Here is a 24,593-nt window from a genome sequence, read left to right as displayed (position 1 = left end):
TCCTCGGACGGCAAGCGCTCATCCCTTCGGGGTAGGGCGCTAACACGGCCGGCCCAGCAGAGCGATCTCGACAGCACAACGGTTCGAGCGAGGTCGGGGGGTCGCGATGCGGAAGGCCGGAATCGGGATGGCCGGGTCGGCGGTGCTCGTGCTGGGCGCGCTCGGCGTGACGACGGGTCTCGGCCCGGCCGACCTCGGCGGCGAGCGACCCGCGGCGGTCGCCGCGGCGGCCGGACCCGCCGCGCCGCTCGCCACCGTGCCGCCGGTGCTGCCCGCGCCCGCCGCGGCGAGCGCCGGAGTGACGACCCGCCCGGCGACCTCCGCGACCTCGACGACGACCTCCACGCCGAAGCCCACCTCGTCCCGCACCGCCCGGACGACGACCGCCCGGACCGGGCGCGACCCGTCGTCGGGAATGCCCTGCTCGATCAGCGGCGACGGCGCGTGCGTCTCGCTCTCGGCGAAGCGCGCGTGGCTGGTGCAGGACGGGGAGGTCGTGCGCAGCGCGCCGATCACGAGCGGCCGGCCCGGCGAGCGCACCCCGACCGGCACGTTCCACGTGACGTGGAAGGACGCGGACCACCGCTCGAGCCAGTTCGACGACGCGCCGATGCCGTGGTCGGTGTTCTTCAACGGCGGCATCGCCTTCCACACCGGGAGCCTGTCGCGGCAGTCGGCGGGCTGCATCCACCTGTCCGACGCCGTCGCCCGGCAGTTCTTCCGCACGCTCGCGGTCGGCGACACCGTCGTCGTCGTGAAGTAGACGACCCGGCGCCTCGTGGGGCGAGGCGCCGGGTCGCGGCACTGGGAACCGTTCGGGGCAGTTCCCGACGAGCGGACGCGGGCCAGCTGGGGAACGAAACGCCACGCCGGTGCTCGTCACCGTCCGTTCGGATCGGTGCCCGGATCAACGCCGCGGAGCACCCGTCGTGACGCGTCCACGCCTTGGTGCACACGGTGGGGTGGAAGGTGCGCGAACAGGTGTGAACGGACGAAGTTCCACGTCGTTATCGTGCCCCCGTGAGCTCGCAGCGTCCTCTCGCCCTGGTCACGGGCGCCTCGCGTGGCATCGGGGCTGCGGTCGCCACGGCCCTCGCGCCGACCCACGACCTCCTCCTGGGCGGTCGTGACGCCGCGGCGCTGGCGGCGGTCGCGACCCGACTGGGTGAGCGCGCCCTGCCGTGGCCGGTCGACCTCACCGACCCCGCGGCCCTGGACGGCGCGACCGAGCGGATCGACGAGCTCGACGTGCTGGTGCACTCGGCCGGGGTCGGGATGCTCGGGACGGTCGCGGAGCTCGACGTCACGACGTGGCGGCGGCAGTTCGAGGTGAACGTCGTCGCGGTGGCGGAGCTGACGCGGCTGCTCCTGCCGGCCCTGCGCGCCGCGCGCGGCACCGTCGTCTGTCTGAACTCCGGGGCGGGACTCGCCGCGCGGCCCGGGTGGGGCTCGTACGCGGCGTCGAAGTTCGCGCTCCGGGCGTTCGCCGACGCGCTGCGGGGTGAGGAGCCCGACCTGCGGGTGTGCTCGGTGCACCCGGGGCGCACCGACACCGACATGCAGCGCGAGGTGGTCGCGCACGAGGGCGGCACGTACGACGGCTCGCGGTACCTCCGGCCGGAGTCGGTGGCGGCGACGGTCCTGGCGGCGGTCACGGCGGGTCGTGACGCGCACATCACGGACCTCGTCGTGCGGCCGACGGGATGATCCCGCGCGAGAATCGGCGCGACACCGCCGTCTCTGCTGGGAGGCCCCCGCCGTGGACCCGTCCGACTTCGCCGACGTCCTGACCTCCGTCCGCGAGTTCGTGCGCGAGCAGGTCGTGCCGCGCGAGGACGAGATCGAGGAGACCGACGAGGTCCCCGCCGAGCTCCGCGAGGCGTGCAAGGCGATGGGCCTGTACGGGTTCGCGATCCCGGAGGAGCACGGTGGGATCGGCCTGTCAATGGCCGAGGAGGTCGAGCTCGCGATGGAGCTCGGCTGGACCACGCCCTCGCTGCGGTCGCTGTTCGGCACCAACAACGGCATCGCGGGCCAGGTCCTGCTCACCGGGGGGTCGCCCGAGCAGCAGGCGGAGTGGCTGCCGCGCCTGGCCTCCGGCGAGGTGGTGGCGTCGTTCGCGCTGACCGAGCCCGACGCCGGGTCGGACCCGTCCTCGCTCACGACGAAGGCCGTGCGCGACGGCGACTCGTGGGTGATCAGCGGCGCCAAGCGCTGGATCACCAACGCGCCCTTCGCCGACGTGCTCATGGTGTTCGCGCGCACCGACCCCGACGCGGCGCCCGCCCGCGGGATCTCGACGTTCCTCGTGCCGACCTCCGCGGCCGGCGTCAGCTTCTCCGAGCACGACGCGAAGATGGGCCAGCGCGGCTCCTGGACCTGCGAGGTCTACCTCGACGACGTCCGGGTCCCCGCCTCGGCGCTGGTCGGCGGCGAGGAGGGCCTGCACCGCGGGTACGTCACCGCCCTGAAGTGCCTGGCGCACGGCCGCCTGCACATCGCCGCGCTGTGCATGGGCATGGCGGCGCGGCTGGTCCACGAGACCGTCGAGTTCGCCACCCAGCGCGAGCAGGGCGGCCACGCGATCGCGACCTACCAGCTCGTCCAGGGCCTCGTCGCCGACTCCGTCACCGACTGGCACGCCGGCCGCGCGCTGGTCCGCGAGGCGGCGAAGGCCTACGACGACGGGTCCGACAAGGTCACCGGCCCGTCCACCGCGAAGTACTTCTGCTCCGAGGCTGTCGGGCGGATCGCCGACCGCGCGGTGCAGGTCCACGGCGGGTCGGGCTACATGCGCGGCGTACCGGTCGAGCGCATCTACCGCGACGTGCGCCTGTTCCGGATCTACGAGGGCACGAGCCAGATCCAGCAGGTCATCATCGCCCGGGGTGCGCTGGGCAAGGCAGCGCGTTCCTGACGGCGGGTGCGGCCGGGGGTCGTGTGCGTCCCGCCGGGCCGGCCAGCTCGACGATCGACCCGCGCGACTCCAGCGCGTCCCGCACACACATTCGTCCGCGCCTGTCGCCTCCGGCGCCGACCTGGTGCACCTTGTCGCGGTCGTCCGCGCCGCCCCGCTCGCCTTGTCGTGGGGATTCACCACGACAAGGCGCGCGGGCAACCACCGGAACCCACGACAGGGCGGGCGGAAGGGAGTAAGAGGCGCAGCAGTCGGCACGCCGACACTCGAGCGGTCCGATGTGTGCGCGACGCGCAGCTCTCATCAGCACCGAGCTATCCGCCGGGCGAGGTGTGTGCGCGACGCGCAGCACCCGCCCGAACCGAACACGGACCCGGCCAGAGTGTGTGCGCGACGCGCAGCATCCGCCAGAACCGAACACAGACCCGGCCAGAGTGTGTGCGCGACGCGCAGCATCCGCCCGAACCGAACACGGACCCGGCCGGAGCGTGAGCGCAGCGGCCGCGAACCGAGCCCACCCGCCGTCGGGAAAGTGGCGTTCCTGTCACTGGACGACAGCAACGACGCTTTCCTGCCATGAAGGCGACGCGTCAGCGCAGGGCCAGGCGCTCCCGGAGCGTCCCGGGCACGGGGTCGGCCGGCATCCGGCCGCGGCGGCGCAGTTCCGGCACGACGTGGTGGGCCATCTGCTCGAACGTGCCGGGCGTGACCGCGTAGGCCAGGTTGAACCCGTCGGCGCCGGTCTCGTCGACCCAGTGCTCCATCTGGTCGGCCACCTCGGTCCCCGAGCCCACCGCCACGGGTCCGCGCCCGCCGACCGCGAGGTGGCGGGCGACCTCGCCGACGGTCCACTCGCGGTCGGGGTCGTCGGTGGTGAACGAGGCGAGCGCGGAGCGCCCGGCGTCGGACTCGACGTAGCGCAGGGGCTGGTCGGGGTCGATGCCGGTGAGGTCGAGACCGGTCCAGCCCGCGAACAGGGCCAGCGCACCCTCGAGCGAGAACGACTCCAGGTACTCGGCGTACAGGTCCTGCGCCTCGCCCGACGTCGCGGCGACCACCGGCGCGAGCTGGCAGAACACGGTGACCGAGGCCGGGTCACGGCCGGCGTCGGACACCGCGGAGCGGAGCCGGTCGACCTGACCCGCCAGCACCGCCGTGGACGGCCCGGACATGAACACCGCCTCGGCGTGCCGCCCGGCGAACGCCAGCCCGCGTGGCGAGGCACCGGCCTGGAAGATCACCGGGGAGCGCTGCGGGGAGGGCTCGCACAGGAAGGGGCCGGGGACGTCGTACCAGCGGCCGTGGAACCCGACGTCGTGCACCTTGGCCGGGTCGGTGTAGACCCCGCCGGCGGCGTCGCGGACCACCGCGTCGTCCTCCCACGACTCGTGCCACAGCCGCCGGCACACCTCGAGGTACTCGTCGGCCTGCTCGTAGCGCTGGTCGTGCGCGAGCTGCTCGCCGAGGCCGAGGTTCGCCGCGGCGCTGGCCAGGTAGCCGGTGACGACGTTCCAGCCGACCCGGCCCTTCGTCAGGTGGTCGAGCGTGGTGAAGCGGCGCGCGAGGGCGTAGGGGTGCTCGTAGGACGTCGAGACGGTGACCCCGAACCCGAGGTGTCGCGTCGCGGCCGCCATCGCCGACACCGGCATCATCGGGTCGCCGAGCGGGAGCTGGATGCCGGCGCGGACCGCCGCGTCGCGCGAGCCGCCGGCGACGTCGTACACGCCGAGGACGTCGGCCAGGAAGAGCGCGTCGAACCCGGCGTCGTCGAGCAGCCGGGCGAGGCCGGTCCAGTGGTCGAGGTCGGTGTAGCGGAACCCCCGGTCCGAGGGATGCCGCCACAGCCCCGGCGACTGGTGGCCCGCGCACATCATGGCGAAGGCGTTGAGGTGGACGCGGGGAGGGACGGCAGGCATCAGAAGTACGCGCGCGTGACCCACTCGGCGATGCAGGCGGGCTTCGGCGCGCCCTCGATCTCCACGGTGACCGTCGAGACCACCTGCACGCCCTGGTCGGGCAGGTCCTCGGCCTCGGTGATGGTCACCGTCGCGCGGACCCGGCTGCCGACGCGCACTGGCGCGGGGAAGCGCACCTTGTTCAGCCCGTAGTTCACGCCCATCCGCACGCCGTCGAGGCGGCGGGCGGAGTTGGCGAGGTGCGGCAGCAGCGAGAGCGTGAGGAAGCCGTGGGCGATCGTGCCGCCGAAGGGGCTGTCCTTCGCCCGCTCCGGGTCGACGTGGATCCACTGGTGGTCCTCGGTGTCGTCGGCGAAGCCGTCCACCCGGGACTGGTCGACCGTGAACCACTCCCCCGGGCCCAGCTCGCGACCGATGGCCCCCCGCACGCCGTCCACGCCGGCCAGGATCTCCACGTGTGCCTCCTCGAGTGATCTCCGACGACCCTAACGCCGCAGCGCGACCCGGGCGTCGGGTTCGTCGCGGGCGGCCGAGGCGAGCAGCCCGAGCGAGATCATGCTGACGATCACCGAGCTGCCGCCCGCCGAGATCAGCGGGAGCGTGATGCCGGTGACCGGCAGCAGTCCCAGGACGTACCCGATGTTGATGACGGCCTGCGCCACGAGCCACACCGTCAGCGTCGCCACCACGACCCGGTTCCACGGGTCGACGGTGCGCGCGGCGATGCGGAGCCCCACCCACGCCAGCAGCGCGAACAGGCCCAGCACGGCGCAGGCGCCGACCAGGCCGAGCTCCTCGCCGAGGATCGCGAAGACGAAGTCGTTGGACGCGTTGGGCAGGTAGCTCCACTGCGCCGCGCCCTGCCCGAGTCCGTCGCCGAGCAGCCCGCCGTCGGCGAGCGAGTACAGGGCCTGCTGGGACTGGTAGCCCGCGCCCAGCGAGTCGTCGCCGCTGCCGAGGAACGACGTCAGGCGGGCCAGCCGGTAGCTCGCGGTCACCGCCAGCACCCCGACCGCGGCCAGCGCCCCCGCGCCGAGCAGCCCGAGGAGCCGGCCGGACACCCCGGCGAACCAGAGCAGCGCGAACAGCACGACGACGATGCCGAGCGCGGAGCCGAGGTCGGGCTCGACGACGACCAGACCTGCCGTCAGGACCCCGACCGGGACCACCGGCAGGAGCCGGCGCACCCCGACGACTCCGCGCTGCGCGAGGGATCTCCCGTCGCTGCGCCCGCCCAGGCAGAGGACGTGCGCGCCCCAGAGCACCAGCGCGAGCTTCGCCGGCTCGCTGGGCTGCAGCGACAGGCCCCCGACGACGAACCACTTCTGCGCGCCCGCCACCGACGAGCCGAGCCCCGGCACCAACACCGCCACGAGCGCGACGAGGCTGACCCCCAGCAGCCACGGACTCGCGACGCGCCACTGCCGCACCGGGACGCGGCCGGTCAACCAGAACGCGACCCCGCCGACGACGCAGTAGACGACCTGGTGGAGGAACACGCCGTACGGGCTGCCGGTGCGGGTCAGCGAGTCGATCGACGACGCCGAGAGGACCATCACCAGCCCGAGCCCCGCGAGCACGACCGTCAGTCCGACGACGACGTAGTAGGACGCCAGCGGCCGCCGCAGGGTCGCGGCCACGGCGCGGCGCAGCGCGACGACGTGGGGGGCGACGGGGCTGCGCGCGGCGGTCACGCCGTTCAGCCTCCGGCAGGAACCGTCCCGACGGCGGGACGTGCCCGACCTGCGTGCCCAGGCAGCATCCGGACGGATCTCACCGCTCGGGCCGTTCCCACCACAGACCCGAGCCGCGCTCGCCCGCGGCCTCCTGTGCGTCGAGCTCGGCGTCGACGCGGCGCGCCTCCCGGGCGTCCGCCGCGGCGAAGCGGGCGGCGATCGCACCGAGGAACGGCAGCCCCGCGAGGTCGCCGCCGATCCACCACACCCCGGCCCCGACCGCCTGGTCGTCGCGGAGGCTCGGCCCCCAGTCCCGGTCGACGGCGGTGTCATGGGCGACCGCGAGCAGCGGCCCGAGCCAGAGCACCAGCCCGAGCACGCCGTCGGTGACGACCTCGGCGATCGCGATCCCGAGGGTCAGCCCGTGGTGCGTGGTCCGCGGCACGGGGTCGATCTGCAGCCGGCTCACCGCGTAGAGCAGTCCGGCGCCGAGGAGGCCGAGCGAGACCAGCCCGCTCACCGTCGGGCTCCGCAGCTCCAGCGGGTAGAGGCCGGTGAGGTAGAGCAGGAACGGCGGGCCGACGAGCGCGAGCGTCGCGATCCCCGGGGCGCAGGACGCCCGCGCGACGCCGGACCGCCGCAGCCGCCCGAGGGTCGCGACGGCGCGGGCGGGCAGCGTCCCGCGGGCCAGGGTCAGCGGTGCCGCGGCGGCCAGCAGCATCGGGGCGACGACCAGCAGGACGACGCCCTGGACCGCGCGGGCCCAGAACAGGGTGTCGTCGTAGACGGCGATCGCGCTCGAGGAGATCAGCACCAGCAGGACGAGCGCGAGCGCGAGGGCGACGGTGCGCCGGACCGGCCACGGCGCGGCGAGCCGGCGCAGCCCGAGCCCGTAGCCCCCGCCGAGGAGGGCGATGCCACCGAGCGCGCCCGGCGCCAGGGTCCACGACGTGAGCAGGCGGGCGCCGGTCAGTGGCGGCAGGCCCGCCCCCGGGACGATCACCGACGCAGCACACGCCCGCCGGTGTACGCCCGCCGTGAACTACGTGGGCCGACGCAGGTGGCCGTACACGGTGGTGCGTGGGACGTCGAGCTTCTCCGCGATCTCGGTGACCGACCGGCCCTGGTCGTAGAGCCGCTGCGCCTCCGCCGCGGCCTCGGCGCTCAACCGGGGCGGACGACCGCCCCGCCGCCCGCGCGCCCGGGCCGCGTCGAGCCCGGCCCGCGTGCTGGCCGAGACGAGGGTGCGCTGCAGACCGGCGAGCAGGTCGAGGGTGGGGAGCACACCGGCGTCGGAGTCGGAGGTCGTGTCGACGTCCTCCTCGAGCGAGCGCAGTTCGGCGCCGACCGAGCGCAGCCGCTGCCCCACCTGCACCAGGTGCAGCACCGACGAGGCCAGCCGGTCGAGCCGGGTGACCACGAGGACGTCGCCGCGGCGCAGGTCGCCGAGCACGGCCTCGAGCTCCGGCCGCGCACCGCGCGTGCCCAGCGAGGTGTCGACCCGGATCCGCTCCGTGGGCACCCCTTCGGCCTGCAGCCGCGCGACCTGGTCCGCGGCGTCGTCCGTCGCCGATGCCACCCGTGCGTAACCGCGCAGCACTCCGGCCCCCCTCTCGACGTCGGTACGGAGGGGGCATCGCCGCAGAGCCACGTTCCGTAACGCCTCCGGTGGCGGCGGTGATCACGATCCGGATCTCGCGCCGGTCGCGTCGGCGCCGTCGAAACCGCTTCCGTCGACGGGGTCGCGGACGATCGTCGCAGGTGGAACACCTCGGGCGGGTGACGAGAACTCGGTACGCTCCGTCACCGGATCGTGGGCGTGGCGCGGGCTCGTCGCCCGCCGTTCACGACTTCGTGATGCAACCGTGACCTCATTCGGACCTCCGTCGAGGCCCGCGCGCGTCCGAAACGGTGGAACCTCCCGGAGCGACACGCTCTGCGGAGCGGCCGTCGAGGTACCGCCGAACAGAGCAGGGCCCGCCCGGGTCCGCGGGAGGAGTGGGTGGACGTGCGCAAGACCGTCGCGATCGGGGCGGCCGTCGTGGTCGCCGTGCTGGCGGTCGTGGCCGCCGGGGCGATCAGCAGCCCCGTGGCCTGGGCGGCCGCCGCCGTCCTCGTCGTCGTCGCCGCCGCGGTGGTCGCGACCGTGTCCCTGCCGCCGACGCTGCAGAACGTCGTCGTCGGCCTCGGGGCCCTGCTCGGGCTCGTGGGGATCGCGGTGGCCGTCGCGGAGTTCGGGGTGCGCGGGTTCCGCACCGACTCGACCGCGACGCTGCTGGGGCTCACCGCCGGGCTCGCGGGCCTGCTCGTCGTCGTCGGCGTGGTCGCGGCCCGCTCGATGCCCGCTCCCGCGCTGTGGGGCGGCGCCGGCCTGCTCGCCGCCGTCGCCCTCGTGGCCGGGCTCGTCGTCGCCGCGACCGTGCCGTGGCTGCCCCTCTCCCGCGCCGTCGGCTACACCACCGCCGACGCCGCCACCCAGGTCACGCTCTCCACGCCGGCCGGCGTGGAGGAGGGCGACGTGCTCGTCGCGCAGATCTTCCGCTCGGGTGCCGGGCAGGTGACCCCGCCGGCCGGCTGGACCACGCTGCGCACGACCGCGCTGCCCGGTGGGGCCGGCTCGGTCTCGCTGTTCACCGCGACCGCGCACGGCGAGTCCGGCCCGGTCACCTTCACCTCCGACACCCCGGCCACCCTCCTCGGCGGGATCGGCGCCTGGTCGAACATCACCGGCGTCACCGCGCCGGGCGAGACCACCGGCACCGGCGGGGCGGTCACCGCGGCCCCCGCGCCCGAGGGCAGCTCCACGCAGGTCCTGTACTTCGTCGCGGGCACCGGCGTCGCCGACATCACGCCGCCACAGCCGCTGACCGACGCCTGGACGGTGAAGGCCGACGACGTCGTCAAGGCCACGACCGTGCTGGTCGCCCGCCCGGCGCTCTCGGCCGACGCGGCCGCGCCGGTGTCGCTCACGCCGACCGCGCCGCTCGGGTCCTGGGCGGTGCAGACGGTGGTGCTCGCGGCCCGGTAGCGGGCTCCGCCCGGCTGCGGCACCGTGGCGGGGGTGCGGGGCGAGCCGGGCGAGACCTACTGGGAACGGTACGAGTCCCTCGTCGACGAGCAGATCCGCCGCGCCACCGCCGAGGGCGCGTTCGACGACCTGCCGGGGGCGGGCAAGCCGCTGGCGCTGCCCGCCCGGGACGACGAGCACTGGTGGGTCCGCTCGAAGATGCGGGCCGAGGGCGTGTCGACCGACGCGCTCCTGCCCCCGTCGCTGCGGCTGCGCAAGGACATCGAACGGCTCGACGACGACGTCCGCGACCTCGCCGACGAGGCGGCCGTGCGGGCCGTCGTCGCCGACCTCGACCGCCGCGTGGTCGCGTTCCTGCGCGCCCCCACCGGGCCCCGCGTCCCGATCCGGCGTCCCTCGGCCGACGCCGTCGTCGCCCGGTGGCGTGCGGCCCGCACCGCGACGACCCCGGAACCGCCCGCCGCCGACCCGACGCCGGCCCGTCGCCGGTGGTGGCGTCGCCGCTGAGCCGGTGCCGCGACGGCGCCGACCGACGCACGAGCGTACGAACCGGTCGCCGGGACCCACATCGGCATCACAGGGACGTCACACCGCCCGGCCAGACCCGGGCAGCACGCTCACGATCATGACCGCACCGAACTCCCCCGCCTGGTACGACACCGCGTCGACGCAGGCCCCCGCTCCCCGCACGCCCGTCGGCGGCGCCGACACCGACACCGTCCGCACCCACGCCGTGTACGGCGCGCCCGCCGACGCCGCCCCGGCGCCCGCACCCGCCGTCGGGAGGACCCGGCGCACCGTGAGCGCGCGCGTCACCGCCGCGATCGGCGTCGTGGCCTTCCTGCTCGGCGTCGGCGTCTCGATGCTGACCGGACCGCTGCTCGGCGGCCCCGGTGGCCCGGGCGACGGCGCGCCGGGCGGCCCGCCCGGGACGAGCCAGCAGTCCGGCACCACCGGCACGGCGTCGGGCTCCGGCGCCACCGGGACCTAGATCACCTCTGGCGTTCGGTCCCCGGGCGGGACAGACTCCGACCCGCCCGGGGACCCCGCCGACGAGGAGCCAGCCGCATGACCGAGCCCACCCGCATCGACCTGCCCTCCGCGGGCGGCCACACGCTGGCCACCTTCCGGTGGCTCCCCAAGGGCGAGGCGCGCGGCGTCGTGCAGCTCACGCACGGGATGGGCGAGCACGTGCGCCGCTACCAGCACCTGGCCGACCGCCTCACCGGCCTCGGCTTCCTCGTGCAGGGGCAGGACCACCGCGGGCACGGCGCCACCGCCGAGGCGAACGGGACCGAACCCGGCGTCCTCGGCGAGGGCGGGTGGGCCGAGCTGGTCGCCGACATCGGGCGGCTGCTCGAGCGCGGCCGCGAGGACACGCCGGGGGTGCCGGTGGTGCTCCTGGGCCACAGCATGGGCTCGTTCGCCGCCCAGCAGTGGCTGCTCGACCACTCCGCGGAGGTCGACGCGGCGGTGCTCACCGGCACGTCGCTGCTCGACCAGCTCGAGGCCGCGATCGACACGAGCGGGCCGATCGACCTGTCGGCGTTCAACGCCCCGTTCGCGCCCGCGCGCACCGACTACGACTGGCTCTCGCGCGACGAGGCCCAGGTCGACGCGTACGTCGCCGACCCGTGGTGCGGCTTCGGGCTCGACCCCGCCGGCGGCGCCGGGATGTTCGAGGCCGGCCGGGCCGTGGCCGACCCGCAGCGCCTCGACGCCATGCAGAAGGACCTGCCGATCTACATCGCGGTCGGCGAGCACGACCCCGTCGGCGGCCCCGTCGTCCTCGCGCAGGCCCTCGCGGACCGCTACGGCAACGCCGGGCTGACCGACGTGACGTTCACGGTCTGGGCGAACGACCGCCACGAGATCCTCAACGAGGTCGACCGCGACGACGTGGAGAACGAGCTGGTCGACTGGATCACGCGCGCCGTGCGGCGCTGATCACCAGAGCGGGCGGACCCGGGCGAGCACGACGCCGACCACCGGCGGCACGAGCACCGGGGAGAAGGCGGTGCCGATCGCGCCGAGCGTGAGGAGCACCGCCGCCTGCAGGTGGATCCCGAGGGTCAGCGGGATCAGGCCGAGCAGCACCGTCGCGACGAAGCCGAGCAGCGTCATGATCTGGCCGCTGCGCAGGCGGTGCGGCTCGGACACCCGGCGGGCGAACCGCGGGTCGCCGGTGCGGAGCGCCCCGACGAGGGCGGCGAAGCGGCGGTCGACCGGGGCGCGTCCGCCGTCGGCACGGGGGGAGTCCGGACGCTGGTCGTCCTCGTCGGAGGGGTGCACGGCTCCAGAGTGACCCGCCGCCGTCCATGAGCACACCGTGGGGTCGGACACGCGGGGTAGGCGGGATCCGCGCACACTGAGCCGCATGGGGGTCTCGCGCCGCGTCGCGCTCGCGGCGCTCGGCCTCGGCGCGAGCGGGCTCGCGAGTTGCTCGGCCCCGGTCTGGCAGGGCTTCGGCCTCGACGCGGTCCGCCCGGCGGCGGACGACGAACTGCTGGTCACGCTGTGGGGCACCGCCGCGGAGCGCCGCGCGTTCACCGCACTCGCCGAGGGCTTCCGCGCGAGCACCGGCATCCCGGTCCGCCTGCAGGCCGTGCCCTTCTCCCGTCGCGGCACCACCGTCGACACCGGCATCCGGGCGGGTGCGCCGCCGGACGTCTTCCGCGTCACCTACAACGACGTCGGGCTCTACCGCGACGCGGGCGTCCTCGCGCCGCTGCCGGACTCCGCCGCGCTGCGACCCGCCTTCGGCGAGCAGTTCTGGGCGGCCGTGACGGGACCGGGCAGCGACACCGCCGTGGCGGTCCCCCACCACACCGACACCTCGATGCTGCTCGTCGACACCGCCGCGGCAGAGGCGGCCCGGCTCGGTCCCCTGCCCGCCGAGCCGGACGCGGCGTGGGACTGGGACCGCTTCCTCGACGCCTGCCGCCGGCTCGCCGCGCTGCGCCCGGGACGCGCGGCCACGGCGGTGAACTGGCAGTCCGACGGCGCCTACCGCTGGCTGAACTGGGTCGACCAGGCCGACGGCCGGCTGCTGACGCCGACGCTGGACGGTGCGGTCCGCCCGCCCGACGACGGACTGCGCGCGGCCCTCGACCTCACCCGCCGCCTGTTCGACGAGGGTCTCGTCCCGCGCTCCACCTCGACCTCCGGCGGCGTGACCACCGACGAGCTGTTCAGCGCGGGGACGGTCGCGTCCGCGTTCGTCGGGAACTTCTCGCTGGGCGACCTGGAGGGCGCCCCGGCGTGGACCGCGGTCCCGCTGCCCCGCGCGGCGCAGGCCTCCGCCGACCTCGGGGGCAACGCGCTCGCCGCCACCGTCGGCCCGCGCACCGAGCAGTCGCTGGCCTTCCTGCGCTGGTGCGTCACCCCGGAGAACATGGCCGCCTTCTGCTCCGCCGCGTCCGCGCTGCCGACCCGCGTCGACGTCCCCGCCACGGCGCTGCGCTACCCCACCGCCCCCGACGCCATGAGCCGCTACGTCGCCCAGGCCGCGACCGTGCGCCCCCCGCTCGTCGAGCAGGTGACGATCCCCCGGGCCGCGGCGGTGACCGCTGAGCTCGCCGACGGTCTGGAGCGGGCGTTCCTCGGCGATCCGGCGACCCCCACCGCCGACCTCGCGGACGGGCTCGCCGCCGCCGTCGACCGGGCGGTGCGGCGGTGAGGGCGGTCCGGGCGCACGCGTCGGCGTGGCTGATGCTCGCACCCGTCCTCGTCGTCGTGGTCGTGTTCGTCGCCTACCCGCTGATCGGAGCGGTGGCGACGTCGCTGACCCGGGACACCGGGCTGGGCGCCGCACGCGGTGTCGGGCTCGCCAACTACGCCGAGCTCGCCCGCGACCCGGTGTTCTGGCGCGCGACGGCGAACACGATCGGCCTGACGGTGCTGCTCGTCCCGCTGGTCCTCGGCTCCGGGCTCGGGATCGCCCTGCTGCTGCGCCGGCTCACCCGCGGTCGCGCGGTGCTGCAGGCGGTGTTCCTCGCGCCCTACGTGGTGTCCGGGGTGGTGGTCGCGCTGCTCGGCCGGACGGTGTTCGACGAGAACGTCGGCATCGTCAACCGGGCGCTCCGCGGGGTCGGACTCGACGGCGTCGCCTGGCAGTCCTCGTCGGGCGCCGCCGGGCTGTCCGTGCTGATCGTCCTCGTCTGGGCCCGCAGCGGGCTCGCCGTCATCGTCTACCTCGCCGCCCTGGCCGACGCCCCGCGCACCCAGCTCGAGGCGGCCGCGCTCGACGGCGCCGGGCCGTGGGACCGGCTGCGCCACGTCCTGCTGCCCCACCTGCGCCCGACGACGGTGTTCCTCGCCGTCGTCGTCGTGGTGGAGACCTTCCGGACGTTCGACGTCGTCTACGTCATGACCGGCGGCGGGCCGCAGCACGCGACCGAACTGCTCGTCACCTACTCCTACGCGCAGGGCTTCGACGCCCGCGCCCAGGGCTACGGGACCGCGATCGGGCTCGTCGTCCTCGCCGTCGTCGGGCTCGGGACCGCCCTGTGGTGGCGAGTGCAGGCGCGCACCGAGGACACGGCGGTGGTGGAGCGATGACCCGCGCCCGGTCTGGAGGGTCCGGCTCCGCTGCGCTGCACGTCCGGTCCCGAGGGTCCGGCTCCGCTGCGCTGCGCGTCCGGGTCACCGTGACGATCCTCGTGATCGTCTGGCTCCTCCCGCTCTACTGGATGCTCGTCACCGCGCTGTCGGCACCCGGGGTGGTCGCGGCGGGCCGCCAGCCGGTGCTGCCGGACGCGCCCACGCTGCAGGGCGTGCGGACCGCGGTCGGCGAGTTCCCCTTCCTCACCTGGGTCGCGAACTCGGCGGCGATCGCGGTGGTCGCCGTCGCAGCGAACCTCGTCATGAGCCTGCTCGCCGGCTACGCGCTGGCGAAGCGCCGCTTCCCCGGGCGGGCGGCCGCGTCGGTGTTCGTGCTGGCGACGCTGACCGTGCCCGCCGAGGTACTGCTCATCCCGCAGTTCGACCTCGTCGCGTCGATCGGCTGGGTCAACTCGTTCTGGGCCGTGATCGTGCCGCGCGCCGCCGACGCGTTCGGGGTGCTGCTCGCGCGTCAGTACATGCTCTCGATCCCCGACGAGGTGATCGACGCCGCTCGGGTCGACGGTGCCGGCGAACTGCGGATCCTCCTCGAGATCGTGCTGCCCCTCTGCCGCCCGGTGATCGCGGTGATCCTCACCGTCTCGTTCATGTACCGCTGGAACGAGTTCGCGTGGCCGCTCACGGCGCTGCCCGACCCCGACCGCGCGACCCTGCCGGTCGGGCTGTCGTTCCTGCAGGGCCAGTACGCCACCGACTACCCGACGCTGATGAGCGGCGCGGTCCTGTCGGTGCTCCCGGTGCTCGTGCTGTTCATCGCGGCGCAGCGGGCCTTCGTGTCCGGCCTCGGCGCGCAGCGCTAGTTCCCGAGGAGCCGGCGCAGCGTCACGTCCCAGTCGCGCGTCAGCGGCGTCGACCGCTCCCCCGCGATCGCGCGCAGGTAGATGCCGTCGCCGAGCGCGGCGATCAGGTCGCCCGTCAGCTCGTCGCCGGTCTCCTCGGTGAGCACCGCGTGCCAGGCCGCCATGGACGCACGGGCGGTCGCCGCGGCCGCCTCCTCGGTGCCGGCGACCTTGAGGACGGCGACCATCGCGCGGAAGAAGTCGCTGTCGCGGTCCGGGTCGTCCGCCGAGGTGCGCAGGTAGTAGTGCGCGACCGTCTCGGTGCCCGCCGCGGCGGCCGCCCGGGCGGCCGCGATGTCGGCCTCGGTCAGGACCCGCACCCGCTCGAGCATCCCGGCGAGCAGGGCCTCCTTCGACCCGAAGTGGTAGAGCAGGCCGCCCTTGGACACGCCCGCGCGCGCGGCGACCGCGTCGAGGGTCACGGTCTCGGGGCCCTCGCTCACCACGTGGTCGACGTAGGCGTCGACGATCCGGTCCCGCTGGGACGGTCGGGGCATGCGCGGGACCGTACACCGTCCAGCTGGTACAGTTTCGTAACTGTACCGTCCGGACTGTCGAGAAACTGGAGACGCGTCATGTCCAGGCGAGCCCTCGCCCTGGGGGTCCTCACCGCCCCGGTCCTGCTGATCACCCTGGACATGACCGTCCTCGGCGCCGCGCTGCCCGCGATCAGCGAGGACCTGCGGCCGGGCGCCGCGACCCAGCTCTGGATCGTCGACGTCTACTCGTTCGTGCTCGCCGGGCTGCTCGTGGTCGCGGGCTCCCTCGGCGACCGCATCGGGCGGCGCCGCCTGCTGCTCATCGGCACGGCCGCGTTCGGGGTCGCGTCGGTCATCGCCGCGTTCGCGCCCACGGCCGGCGCGCTGGTCGCCGCCCGCGCGCTGCTCGGGCTGGGCGGCGCGACGCTGATGCCCTCGACGCTGTCGCTGATCAAGACCGTGTTCCCCGAGCCGGAGGCCCGCCGCCGGGCCATCGGCGTGTGGGCCGCGATGTTCTCCGGCGGCGCGGCCGCCGGCCCGGTGATCGGCGGCTGGCTGCTCGAGCACTTCTGGTGGGGCTCGGTCTTCCTCGTCAACGTGCCGGTCTGTCTGGCGCTGCTCGCCGTCGGGCCGTTCCTGCTGCCGGAGAGCCGCGACCCGCACCCGGGCCGCTTCGACCTGCTCTCGGCCGGCCTCGCGCTCGCGACGATGCTGCCGGTGGTCTACGCGGTGAAGTCCGTCGCCACCTCCGGGTTCACGACGACGGGTGCGGCGGCCGCCGTCGTCGGCATCGCCTCCGGTGTGGCGTTCGTGCGCCGGCAGCGTCGCCTGCCCGACCCGCTGATCGACCTCACGCTGTTCTCCCGCCGGGCGTTCTCGGTGTCGGTCGCGACGAACACGCTGTGCGTCTTCGCGCTGATCGGCCTGCTCGTGCTGGTGCCGCAGTACCTGCAGCTGGTGATCGGGATGTCGCCGCTGACCTCGGCCCTGTGGCTGCTCCCCGGCAGCCTCGCGGGCATGGCCGGTGCGCTGGTCGCGGCCCGTCTGGCCCGGCACGTCGCGGTGCGCCGGCTCGTGACCGGCGGGCTCTCCGTCGCCGCCGTCGGCTTCGGCTCGGTGGCCCTGCTCGCCGCGGGCGCCGGACCGACGGTGATCGTCGCCGGGCTGGCCGTGGCCGGGCTGGCGGTCGCCATGGTGGAGACGCTGACGACCGACCTCGTGCTCACGTCGGCGCCGGACGACCGCGCAGGAGCGGCGTCGGCGATCTCCGAGACGGGCTTCGAGCTCGGCGGCGCCCTGGGGATCGCCGTCCTGGGCAGCGTCACCGCGGCGGTCTACGCGGCGGGCCTGCCCGACGGGGTGCCCGGCGAGACCCTGGGCGGCTCGCTCGCGGCCGGGGTCGACCCCGCCGTGGCCGGTCCGGCGTTCACCCTGGCCCTGGCGGTGGCCGGTGCGGTCGCCGGGGTCGTCATCGCCTACGCCGCGTGGCAGGCGCGACTGCTGCGGCCGGTGGAGTCGGCCGCGGACGCCCCGGCGTCAGCCGTGGCCCACCACTGACGTCCAGCGTCAGGAACGGGACACGTCGACGCGTCGGGACGTCCGCAGCGGCCCGGCGCGGCGGCCTGTCGTGGCCTGCGGCCGCCACGGGCCTGCCCTGTCGTGGTGACTCGCCACGACAAGGCCGGCCGGGGTTCAGAGAAGGCCGCAACAAGGGTGGCGCGACAACCGCTAGGCAGTTGATCATGTCGAGCGCGACGTGTTGATTGTCGCGCTCGACATGATCAACTGCCTAGTGAGCCGATCTCAGGTCGCCACCGGCGGCACCGCCCGCGCGTACCCGGTGGCCGCCTCGTGGGCGAGGGCGACCTCCAGCACGCGGCGGTCACCCCCGGGCGGGCCGAGGAGCTGCACCCCCACCGGCAGGCCACCGGGTGTGAACCCCGCCGGCATCCCGAGCGCCGGGACGCCCGCCATCGACCACGGCGCCACCGTCTCCATCCAGCGGTGGTAGGTGTCCATCGTGCGGCCGGCGATCTCGCGCGGCCACGTCACCTCGACCGGGAACGGGTGCACCTGCGTGGCGGGCGCGACGAGCACGTCGAACCGCTCGAACAGCCCGACGACCACGCGGAACCACTCCGCACGCACCGCGGCGGCCCGGTGGACCTGCAGCGCGGAGAGCGCCAGCCCCTGCTCGATCTCCCACACCAGTTCCGGCTTGAGCTCGGACCGGTGGGGCTCGAGCAGCGGCGCCATCTCGCACGCGTTCCACCAGCGCCAGACGAGGAACGCGTCCCACAGGGCGTCAAGGTCGAACGGCGGGACGACCTCCTCGACGGTCGCGCCCAGCCCCGAGAACACGTCCACCGAGCCCCGGCGCGCGAGGTCGAGCAGCCCGTCCTCGCACGCCAGACGTCCGCCGAGGTCGCCGAGCCAGCCCACGCGCAGCGTCGTCGGGTCGGCGGCCGTCAGCGACGACAGGTCCAGCGGATCGGCGCGGTCGAGCGGACCGACGGGCCCACCCGTCGTCATGACCGAGAGCAGAGCCGCGAGGTCGGCGACCGAGCGCGCCATCGGCCCGGCCTCGCCGAGCTGCGCGACGAAGCCCGGCACCCCGGGTACGCGACCGCGCGAGGGGCGCAGGCCGTACACCGAGGACCACGCGGCGGGGTTGCGCAGCGAGCCCATGTAGTCGCTGCCGTCGGCCGCGGCGAGCATGCGGCAGGCCAGCGCCGCGGCCGCGCCGCCGCTGGACCCGCCGACCGTGCGGGTCGGGTCCCACGGGTTGCGCGTGGCGCCGTGGACCGGGTTGTAGGTCTGGGAGCCGAACCCCATCTCCGGGGTGTTGGTCCGCCCGACGAACACCGCGCCGGCCGCCCGCATCCGCGCGACGTGCGGGGCGTCGACCAGGCCGACCCGGTCGCGGAACACCGGCGACCCGGCCGTGAACGGCTGTCCCGCGACCTCGGCCAGGTCCTTCACGGCCTGCGGCACGCCGTGCAGCACCCCGCGCCACCGGCCGGCCGCGGCCTCGTCGTCGAGCGCGGCGGCCTCGGCGAGCACGGTGTCGGGGTCGCGGCGGTCGACGACCGCGTTCACGACCGGGTTCAGCCGGTCGATCCGCGCGAGCGCCGCCGTCGCGACCTCGACGCACGAGACGTCGCGACGGCGCAGCGCGGTGGCGAGCTCGACGAGGCCGAGATCGATGACCTCGTTCAGCGCGGCTGCACCTCGCCCATCTCGCCCCAGCCGTTGCCGTCCACGCCCTGGACGCTGACGATCTTCGGCGTCTCGGCCACGTAGTCGGGGGCCTCGGCGACGAACTTCTTGAAGTGGTCGGAGTTCACGTGGTCGCCGCCGGCGTCGTCCTGGAACGCCTCGACCAGCTGGTAGGTGTTCTCCTCCTCGAGGGACTTGCTCCACTCGAAGAAGATGTTGCCCGGCTCGTTGCGGGTGGCCTGCGTGAACTCGCGCGAGAGCTCCGGCCAGCGGTCCGCGTACTCGGGCTTGATCGTCCACTTCACGGCAATGAAGATCATGGGGGGATCCTGCCCGAGAGTGCCTTGCGGCACACCCCCGCGGCGCCACACTGTGCGGATGGGCAGGTCCGTCACGCGGCACGTGTACGACGTCCGCGACACGCCGCCGGGCATCCACCGCGCGCTGCCCTCGCCCTTCCTCACGTTCGTCGTCCCCGTCGACGAGCCGCTGCGGATGCGTCGTCCCGACGGCGGGTGCTCGGACTTCCGCGCCTGCCTCGCCGGCCTGCACGACGAGCCGGGCACGATCGTGCACCCGGGCCACCAGGCCGGCATCCACGTCTCCGTGCACCCGCTCGCGGCCCGCGCCCTGTTCGGCCTGCCCGCCGCGGCGCTGGCCGGCCACTCGGTCGAGGCCGCCGACGTGGTCGGCCGGATCGGCGGGGAACTGTGCGAGCGCGTGGACGCCGGCGCCACCTGGCCTGCCCGGCTCGCCGCCCTCGACGACGTCCTCGCGCGGCTGCTCCGCACGCACGACGACGGACCCCGGGCCGTCGCCGAACTCCGGCACGCCTGGGGCCGGGTGCAGGACGGCGGGTCGGTGCGGGACGTGGCGCGGGAGGTCGGCTGGAGCACCGACCACCTCTCGCGCCGGTTCGCGGCCGAGTTCGGGGTCCGTCCGTCGGTGGCGGGCCGGATGGCGCGCTTCGACCGGGTCCGGCGGGAGATCGCGCGCCGGGCCGGGCTCGGGGCGCTGGACCTCGCCGGGGTCGCCGCCGACCACGGCTACGCCGACCAGGCCCACCTCGCCCGCGAGTTCCGGGCGCTCGCGGGCTGCAGCGCGACGACGTGGGTGGCCGAGGAGGTCCACGGCGGCCTGGTCGGATCCGTCCAAGACGGGCCGCAGGCGGACGGGCCATCCTCGGCGGCATGAGCACCGCACCGGCACCCCAGGTCTGGCCCACCCTGCGCGCCCGCGACGCGCGCGCCCTCGTCGACTTCTACGTCGCGGCGTTCGGCTTCACCGAGAGCGTCGTGTATGCCGACGAGCAGGGCGTGATCCACCACGCCGAGCTCGCCTGGCCGCCCGGCGGCGGGATCATGCTCGGGCAGGAGCGCGAGGACGACTCCGGCCGCGCGTGGTCGCTCGCCCCCGGCACCTTCGGCGGCTACGCGGTCACCCGCGACGCCGCGCACACCGACGAGGTCTTCGCGCGGGCGGTCGCCGCCGGGGCGAAGCCGATCGGGGCGAGCGCAGCGACGGGGGACCGTCCCGCCGAGCCCTACGACACCGACTACGGGTCGCACGACTGCACGCTGCTCGACCCGGAGGGCAACCACTGGCAGTTCGGGACCTACCCAGGGCACGCCCCGACGAGCTGAGCCCTCACGAGCTGAGCCGTGCCGCCGGCGGGAGCGCCGACGGGTCGCCGGTGGGCCAGCGTGCCGGGTCGCCGTGCACGGCGAGCTGCGCGACCTGCTCGACGCACCACGGCGAGAGCTCCGGCCACGACCCCCCGCGCGCACCCTCGTGCAGAGTCGCCCACGGGACGGCCCGCACCTCGTCGACCTCCGCGGGGTCGGGCGCCGGGGCGCCCGTGGCGGTGGCGACGAACACCGGGCACATCTCGTGCTCGACGACGCCGTCCTGCTCGGCGCGGTACCGGAACCCTGGCAGCACGAGCCGCACCGACCCGACGTCGAGCCCCAGTTCCTGACGACCGCGGCGGACGACCGCCTCGTCGAGGGCCTCCCCGGGCGCGGGGTGGCCGCAGAAGCTGTTGGTCCAGACGCCGGGGAAGGTGCGCTTGTGCGCGGCCCGGCGGGTCATGAGCAGCCGCCCGTCGTCGTCGACGAGGTAGCAGGAGAAGGCGAGGTGCAGCGGCGTCGCCGCGTGGTGCACCTCGGACTTGGCAGCGGTGCCGATGGCGGCACCGTCGGGATCGAGGAGGACGACGAGCTCGGTCACGCGCTCAGAAGACCTTGTACGGCAGGAACTTGCCACTCCAGACGAGCTTGACCCGGTCGCCTTTCGGGTCCTCCTCGCGCTCGAAGGAGAGGCTGAAGTCGATGGCGGACATGATCCCGTCCCCGAACTCCTCGCGGATCAGCTCGTGCAGCGCGCTGCCGTAGACCTGGAGCGCCTCGTGCAGGCGGTAGGTCACGGGCTCGGTGGGGTCGATCGCGGCCTCGCCACGCACCGGCGGGAGCGACAGCGCCGCGACGGCGTCGTCGTCGAGTCCGAGCAGGCCGCCGACCTTCTGCGCCTGCTCGGCGTCGAGGGGCTGCTGGCCGAGGAGGGCGGACGTCGTCCAGACCAGCGAACGGTCGAGGGCGTCGGCGAGCTGCTGCCAGCTCAGGCCCTTCGCCTCCTTCGCGAACACGACCTCGCGGCCGGCGGAGAGACGGTCGTGGGTGGGGCTCATGGTCGTCGAGCCTGCCACGTCGGACGCCCCGACGAGTGCCCACGCACGACGACCGTCACAGCAGGCACGGTCCGGCGGTCGTCGTCAGCGTGGGGCTCCACGGCCCGGTCCAGGCACCCGCCGTGGCCCGCACCCGCAGGTACACGGTGGTGCGCACGATCGCGCGGACGGTGACCGTGGTCGACAGGGCGCTCGTGGTGCCGGCCGCGACCGGCGCGGCGAAGTCGGCGGCCGTCGCGGCCTGGAACTGGTAGGCGGTCGCCGCGGTCGCGGCCGTCCAGCTCAGGGTCGACGCGACGGCCCCGAGGCCGGTCACCACACCGGTGGTGGACGTGGTGGGGGCGACGGTCGTGGTGGTGGTCGTCGGCGCGGCCGTGGTGGTGGTCGTCGGCGTGCCCGAGGTGGTGGCCGCCGGGGTCGTGGTGGTGGCGGCCGGCGCCGGGGTGCTCGTGGTCGTGGTGGCCGCGCGCGGGGTGGCCGTGGTGGTCGTGGTGACCGCCTGTCCGGGGAACGCCTCGAGCGCCCCGCCGTCGGCGGCGAAGCGGGACGTGCCGAGCAGCCCGCCGCAGGTCCAGGCCGTCGCGCTCGCCGTCGTCGTGCCGAGCGCGTTCGCGCGGGCCGTCGCACTGCCCGGGCCGCTGCTCGTCCACGCCGCCCAGGCGACGCCACCGCCCGCGAGCAGCCCGAGCACCGTCGTGACCGCCACCAGCAGCCGGGTCACGGCGCACTCACCACCGTCACGGTGACGGGCACCGAGAACGTCGCCCCCTGGCACCCGGTCTCCGAGGCGGTCGACATGCCCACCGCGCCGGGCAGGGTGAGCGTGGTGCCCGCGGCGGGCGCGAGGACGACGCCGGTCGGGCTCTGGGCGACGAACGCGACCCCGGTCGTGGCGCACGTCCCGGTCCCGCCGCTCGCCGTCGCGGCACCGGCCGGCGCGATCGTCGTGACCCGCACCCGGTAGGGGTTCGGGTTGCTCACGGACAGGACGGCCGTGCCGGTGCTCCCGGGGGTGAGCAGCCCGGTCGTCACCGCGCTGCCGGCCACGGCGGTCGTGGTCGGGGCGAGGGCCGTGCGTCCGTCCAGACCGGGGCTCCCCGAGCCGGAGGCGAACCAGGCCGCGACGGCCACGCCCGCCGCGGCGGCGGCCGCCGCGAGCAGGGCGAGCACGACGACGAGCGTGGTCCGGCTGCGGCGGAACCAGCGTCGCCGGCGGGATCGCACCGGACGTTCCTGCCGCTCGGGGGTCACGGCCACGGGGGCCTCCGGATCGGGCACGCGACGGACCGCGGGCGGCCCGTCGTCGGGACGGCGGGGTGGGGCGGGACGGGCGTCGCGCCCACGCGGCAGCGCCGGGCCGACCGGGACGCCCCCGGCCGGGGTCGGCCGCGGGTCGCGCTCGCGCGGCACCGCCGGGGAGGGGGTCCCGACGGCGGGTCGCGCCGCGTCCGGTGCCACGTCCCCGGCCACGTCGGTCGGCACCGGGAACGCCCCGGGGGGCACGGCGAAGCGGGCGCCGGGGCGTCCGGGAGCCGCGGTGGGTCCGGCGACCCGGATCGGCTCGGTGACCGCCTCCGGGTGGACCGGACGCCCCCGCGGCGGGCCCGCGAGGTGGCGGGGGCGCCTGCCCGGCAGCGGGATGGGACCCGTCCGCTCGACCGGGTCCCGCCCCTCCCGCTGGAGCAGCGAGTCGACCTTCACCCCGCCGCGGACGCGAGGTTGGCGTCCAGCTGCATCGTGAAGGTCTTGCCCTGACAGCTGTTGTCGGGGTCGTTGATCATGGTCGCGGTCAGGGTGTAGTCCGCGGTCCCGTTCGGCGCGATCGTGCCGGGCGGGTTCGTCAGGCCGGGGCTGGTCACCGTGCCGGCCGGGCACGTGCCGGCGGCCGCCGACGAGCTGGCGGTGATGCTCACGACCTTCACCGGGTACGGGTTCGGGTTGTTGATCGTGACCGTGTAGGGCGTCGACGCCCCGGGGTAGAGCGCCGTGCCCCGCGAGCTCGGCTTGATGGTCGAGTTCACGGCGACGGTCGAGGTCGTCTCCCCGGTCCCGGTCCCGGTGGACAGGTACGCCGCGAACGCGACACCGGCGCCGGCCAGGACGAGCAGGACCCCGCCCAGGACGGCGAGACGCTTGCGGTTGTTGGTCATGTCGGGTCGACCTGTCCGGACCCGGATCGTGACGCTGGGTCACCACATGGTGTGGCGGACGTTTCAGTCGAGGTAGTCGCCCATGCGGCGGAACCAGTCGCCCGCCACGTGTTCGACGTCGTTCTCGTCCTTCACCCGCTGCAGCACCAGGCCGTGCTGGTCCCCGCGCCACGCCTCGGGACCGGCCACGACGATCACGCCCGACCCCTCGCGGGCGAACACCCGGCCGTTCGTGCCGCCGCAGCGGTTCCGCGAGACGCTCGCCTCGAGCACGCGCAGGCGCCGTCCCTCGTGCAGGCACCAGGCGTTGGGGTAGGGCCCGGTCTGCGCGCGGACCAGGTTGACCAGGTCCTTCGCGGGCCGGTCCCACGGGATCCGGTTGTCCCGGTCGGCGCGCCGGTGGAAGAAGCTGGCGTGCTCGGGGTCCTGGCGCAGCCAGTCGAACGGGCCGAACTCGACGCGGTCGAGGGCGTCGAGCGTGAGCGGGCCGAACAGGTCGACGGTGCGGAAGAACAGGTCCTCGGTGGTGTCGGTGGGCGTCACCGGCACGGTGCGCTGCGTGATGATGTCGCCGCGGTCGAGGTCGGCGTCCATCCAGTGCGCCGTGATCCCGACCTGCGACTCGCCGTTGATCAGCGCCCAGTTCAGCGGGGAGAACCCCGCGTACTTCGGCAGCAGCGCGTCGTGGGTGTTCACGGTGCCGCGGGTGGGCGCGGAGAACACCTTCGGCGAGATCCAGGTGCGCCAGTTGCAGGCGACCCCGATCTCGCCGCCGTGCTCGGCGATGGCGGCGACGAGCTCGTCGTCGACGGCCTTGTCGCGGTAGACCACCGAGATGTCGTGCTGCCGCGCGAGGTCGGCCACCGGCTCCTGGAAGATGGCCGGCTCGTGCTCCCCGAGGCTCTCCGGGTGGCTCACGCAGAGCACCACCTCGTGCCGGCTCTCGAGCAGGCTCTGCAGGAGCCTCGCTCCCCACTTCTGGTAGCCGAACAGCACCACGCGCACGGTCGCCTCCTCGCCCCCGCCGGTCAGGTGAGGCTCACCTAAGCAGAGATCGGCT

Annotated in this window: 28 protein-coding genes; 13 read left to right on the top strand and 15 right to left on the bottom strand. The window is 75.0% G+C overall.

The annotated features are described in order from the left end of the window. Positions 1-106 precede the first annotated feature (106 nt). The 3 genes from LN037_RS17320 to LN037_RS17310 all read left to right on the top strand — a co-directional run bounded on the left by LN037_RS17320 (position 107) and on the right by LN037_RS17310 (position 2,917). Complete coding sequence (locus LN037_RS17320) at positions 107-763, top strand: L,D-transpeptidase (RefSeq protein WP_230754815.1); 657 nt, start codon at positions 107-109, stop codon at positions 761-763. Between the two features lie 257 nt (positions 764-1,020). Further along, entirely contained in the window at positions 1,021-1,707 is a 687-nt protein-coding gene (locus LN037_RS17315) for an SDR family oxidoreductase (RefSeq protein ID WP_230754813.1), read from the top strand. 52 nt (positions 1,708-1,759) lie between these two features. After that, the gene (locus LN037_RS17310; RefSeq protein WP_230754811.1) at positions 1,760-2,917 is read left to right on the top strand and encodes an acyl-CoA dehydrogenase family protein; all 1,158 of its coding nucleotides are present in this window, start codon (positions 1,760-1,762) and stop codon (positions 2,915-2,917) included. A 590-nt stretch (positions 2,918-3,507) separates the two neighbouring features. Here the strand turns inward: LN037_RS17310 and LN037_RS17305 are convergent. The 5 genes from LN037_RS17305 to LN037_RS17285 all read right to left on the bottom strand — a co-directional run bounded on the left by LN037_RS17305 (position 3,508) and on the right by LN037_RS17285 (position 8,088). Continuing rightward, complete coding sequence (locus LN037_RS17305) at positions 3,508-4,833, bottom strand: LLM class flavin-dependent oxidoreductase (RefSeq protein WP_230754809.1); 1,326 nt, start codon at positions 4,831-4,833, stop codon at positions 3,508-3,510. After that, a complete protein-coding gene (locus tag LN037_RS17300; protein ID WP_230754807.1) occupies positions 4,833-5,288 on the bottom strand; it encodes a MaoC family dehydratase in 456 nt (151 codons plus the stop codon). Before LN037_RS17300 ends, LN037_RS17305 begins: the two co-directional genes overlap by 1 nt. 30 nt (positions 5,289-5,318) lie before the next feature. After that, positions 5,319-6,527 (bottom strand): putative lipid II flippase FtsW, encoded by a 1,209-nt coding sequence (gene ftsW, locus LN037_RS17295; protein WP_230754805.1) that lies wholly within the window; start codon positions 6,525-6,527, stop codon positions 5,319-5,321. Between the two features lie 79 nt (positions 6,528-6,606). Further along, positions 6,607-7,512, bottom strand: coding sequence for a cytochrome c oxidase assembly protein (locus LN037_RS17290; RefSeq protein WP_230754803.1), 906 nt, complete (start codon positions 7,510-7,512; stop codon positions 6,607-6,609). A gap of 39 nt (positions 7,513-7,551) precedes the next feature. Continuing rightward, positions 7,552-8,088, bottom strand: coding sequence for a recombinase family protein (locus LN037_RS17285; protein ID WP_230754801.1), 537 nt, complete (start codon positions 8,086-8,088; stop codon positions 7,552-7,554). A gap of 429 nt (positions 8,089-8,517) precedes the next feature. On the opposite strand from LN037_RS17285, the gene LN037_RS17280 reads away from it, so the two are divergent. From LN037_RS17280 to LN037_RS17265, 4 genes are all read left to right on the top strand, one after another. Then, positions 8,518-9,537: a hypothetical protein gene (locus tag LN037_RS17280; protein WP_230754800.1), complete on the top strand. Its 1,020-nt coding sequence runs from the start codon at positions 8,518-8,520 to the stop codon at positions 9,535-9,537. Between the two features lie 33 nt (positions 9,538-9,570). Next, positions 9,571-10,044 carry a DnaJ family domain-containing protein gene (locus tag LN037_RS17275; RefSeq protein WP_230754799.1) on the top strand — a complete coding sequence of 158 codons (474 nt, stop codon included), beginning with the start codon at positions 9,571-9,573 and terminating at the stop codon, positions 10,042-10,044. A 118-nt stretch (positions 10,045-10,162) separates the two neighbouring features. Continuing rightward, on the top strand, positions 10,163-10,528 hold the full coding sequence (locus LN037_RS17270) for a hypothetical protein (protein ID WP_230754798.1): 366 nt from the start codon (positions 10,163-10,165) through the stop codon (positions 10,526-10,528). 77 nt (positions 10,529-10,605) lie between these two features. Beyond that, on the top strand, positions 10,606-11,484 hold the full coding sequence (locus LN037_RS17265; protein ID WP_230754797.1) for an alpha/beta fold hydrolase: 879 nt from the start codon (positions 10,606-10,608) through the stop codon (positions 11,482-11,484). Here the strand turns inward: LN037_RS17265 and LN037_RS17260 are convergent, their stop codons facing one another. Next, positions 11,485-11,829, bottom strand: a complete 345-nt coding sequence (locus tag LN037_RS17260; protein ID WP_230754796.1) for a DUF3040 domain-containing protein — start codon at positions 11,827-11,829, stop codon at positions 11,485-11,487. A gap of 85 nt (positions 11,830-11,914) precedes the next feature. On the opposite strand from LN037_RS17260, the gene LN037_RS17255 reads away from it, so the two are divergent. The 3 genes from LN037_RS17255 (at position 11,915) to LN037_RS17245 (ending at position 14,960) form a co-directional block, all read left to right on the top strand. Further along, complete coding sequence (locus tag LN037_RS17255; RefSeq protein ID WP_230754795.1) at positions 11,915-13,216, top strand: extracellular solute-binding protein; 1,302 nt, start codon at positions 11,915-11,917, stop codon at positions 13,214-13,216. Continuing rightward, positions 13,213-14,097, top strand: a complete 885-nt coding sequence (locus LN037_RS17250) for a carbohydrate ABC transporter permease (protein WP_230754794.1) — start codon at positions 13,213-13,215, stop codon at positions 14,095-14,097. Before LN037_RS17255 ends, LN037_RS17250 begins: the two co-directional genes overlap by 4 nt. A gap of 89 nt (positions 14,098-14,186) precedes the next feature. Beyond that, a complete protein-coding gene (locus LN037_RS17245; RefSeq protein WP_230754793.1) occupies positions 14,187-14,960 on the top strand; it encodes a carbohydrate ABC transporter permease in 774 nt (257 codons plus the stop codon). Here LN037_RS17245 and LN037_RS17240 read toward each other — a convergent pair. Continuing rightward, positions 14,957-15,496: a TetR/AcrR family transcriptional regulator gene (locus tag LN037_RS17240; RefSeq protein WP_230754792.1), complete on the bottom strand. Its 540-nt coding sequence runs from the start codon at positions 15,494-15,496 to the stop codon at positions 14,957-14,959. The two genes, LN037_RS17245 and LN037_RS17240, sit on opposite strands and share 4 nt — an antisense overlap. A gap of 78 nt (positions 15,497-15,574) precedes the next feature. On the opposite strand from LN037_RS17240, the gene LN037_RS17235 reads away from it, so the two are divergent. Beyond that, a complete protein-coding gene (locus tag LN037_RS17235) occupies positions 15,575-17,035 on the top strand; it encodes an MFS transporter (protein WP_230754791.1) in 1,461 nt (486 codons plus the stop codon). Between the two features lie 246 nt (positions 17,036-17,281). Here the strand turns inward: LN037_RS17235 and LN037_RS17230 are convergent, their stop codons facing one another. Together LN037_RS17230 and LN037_RS17225 are read right to left on the bottom strand one after the other, a co-directional pair. Then, a complete protein-coding gene (locus tag LN037_RS17230; RefSeq protein WP_230755202.1) occupies positions 17,282-18,652 on the bottom strand; it encodes an amidase in 1,371 nt (456 codons plus the stop codon). 41 nt (positions 18,653-18,693) lie between these two features. After that, on the bottom strand, positions 18,694-19,017 hold the full coding sequence (locus LN037_RS17225) for a putative quinol monooxygenase (protein ID WP_230754790.1): 324 nt from the start codon (positions 19,015-19,017) through the stop codon (positions 18,694-18,696). Positions 19,018-19,075: 58 nt separating this feature from the next. On the opposite strand from LN037_RS17225, the gene LN037_RS17220 reads away from it, so the two are divergent. Further along, complete coding sequence (locus LN037_RS17220; protein WP_230754789.1) at positions 19,076-19,891, top strand: helix-turn-helix domain-containing protein; 816 nt, start codon at positions 19,076-19,078, stop codon at positions 19,889-19,891. After that, a complete protein-coding gene (locus LN037_RS17215) occupies positions 19,888-20,340 on the top strand; it encodes a VOC family protein (RefSeq protein WP_230754788.1) in 453 nt (150 codons plus the stop codon). The genes LN037_RS17220 and LN037_RS17215 overlap by 4 nt, the downstream gene beginning before the upstream one ends. A gap of 4 nt (positions 20,341-20,344) precedes the next feature. Here the strand turns inward: LN037_RS17215 and idi are convergent, their stop codons facing one another. The 6 genes from idi to LN037_RS17185 all read right to left on the bottom strand — a co-directional run bounded on the left by idi (position 20,345) and on the right by LN037_RS17185 (position 24,538). Then, complete coding sequence (gene idi, locus LN037_RS17210; RefSeq protein ID WP_230754787.1) at positions 20,345-20,926, bottom strand: isopentenyl-diphosphate Delta-isomerase; 582 nt, start codon at positions 20,924-20,926, stop codon at positions 20,345-20,347. A gap of 4 nt (positions 20,927-20,930) precedes the next feature. After that, positions 20,931-21,383, bottom strand: coding sequence for a cyanase (gene cynS / locus LN037_RS17205; protein WP_230754786.1), 453 nt, complete (start codon positions 21,381-21,383; stop codon positions 20,931-20,933). Between the two features lie 55 nt (positions 21,384-21,438). Further along, entirely contained in the window at positions 21,439-22,104 is a 666-nt protein-coding gene (locus LN037_RS17200; protein WP_230755219.1) for a hypothetical protein, read from the bottom strand. Beyond that, positions 22,101-23,084: a hypothetical protein gene (locus LN037_RS17195; protein ID WP_230754785.1), complete on the bottom strand. Its 984-nt coding sequence runs from the start codon at positions 23,082-23,084 to the stop codon at positions 22,101-22,103. Before LN037_RS17195 ends, LN037_RS17200 begins: the two co-directional genes overlap by 4 nt. Beyond that, entirely contained in the window at positions 23,081-23,533 is a 453-nt protein-coding gene (locus LN037_RS17190) for a hypothetical protein (RefSeq protein ID WP_230754784.1), read from the bottom strand. Before LN037_RS17190 ends, LN037_RS17195 begins: the two co-directional genes overlap by 4 nt. A 63-nt stretch (positions 23,534-23,596) precedes the next feature. After that, on the bottom strand, positions 23,597-24,538 hold the full coding sequence (locus LN037_RS17185; RefSeq protein WP_230754783.1) for a methionyl-tRNA formyltransferase: 942 nt from the start codon (positions 24,536-24,538) through the stop codon (positions 23,597-23,599). Positions 24,539-24,593: the final 55 nt, after the last annotated feature.

It is taken from the genome of Actinomycetospora soli (genome assembly GCF_021026295.1).
Classification (GTDB): domain Bacteria; phylum Actinomycetota; class Actinomycetes; order Mycobacteriales; family Pseudonocardiaceae; genus Actinomycetospora; species Actinomycetospora soli.
The sequence above is the reverse complement of the archived record's forward strand: the minus strand, read 5'-3'. Positions and strand labels throughout refer to the sequence as shown.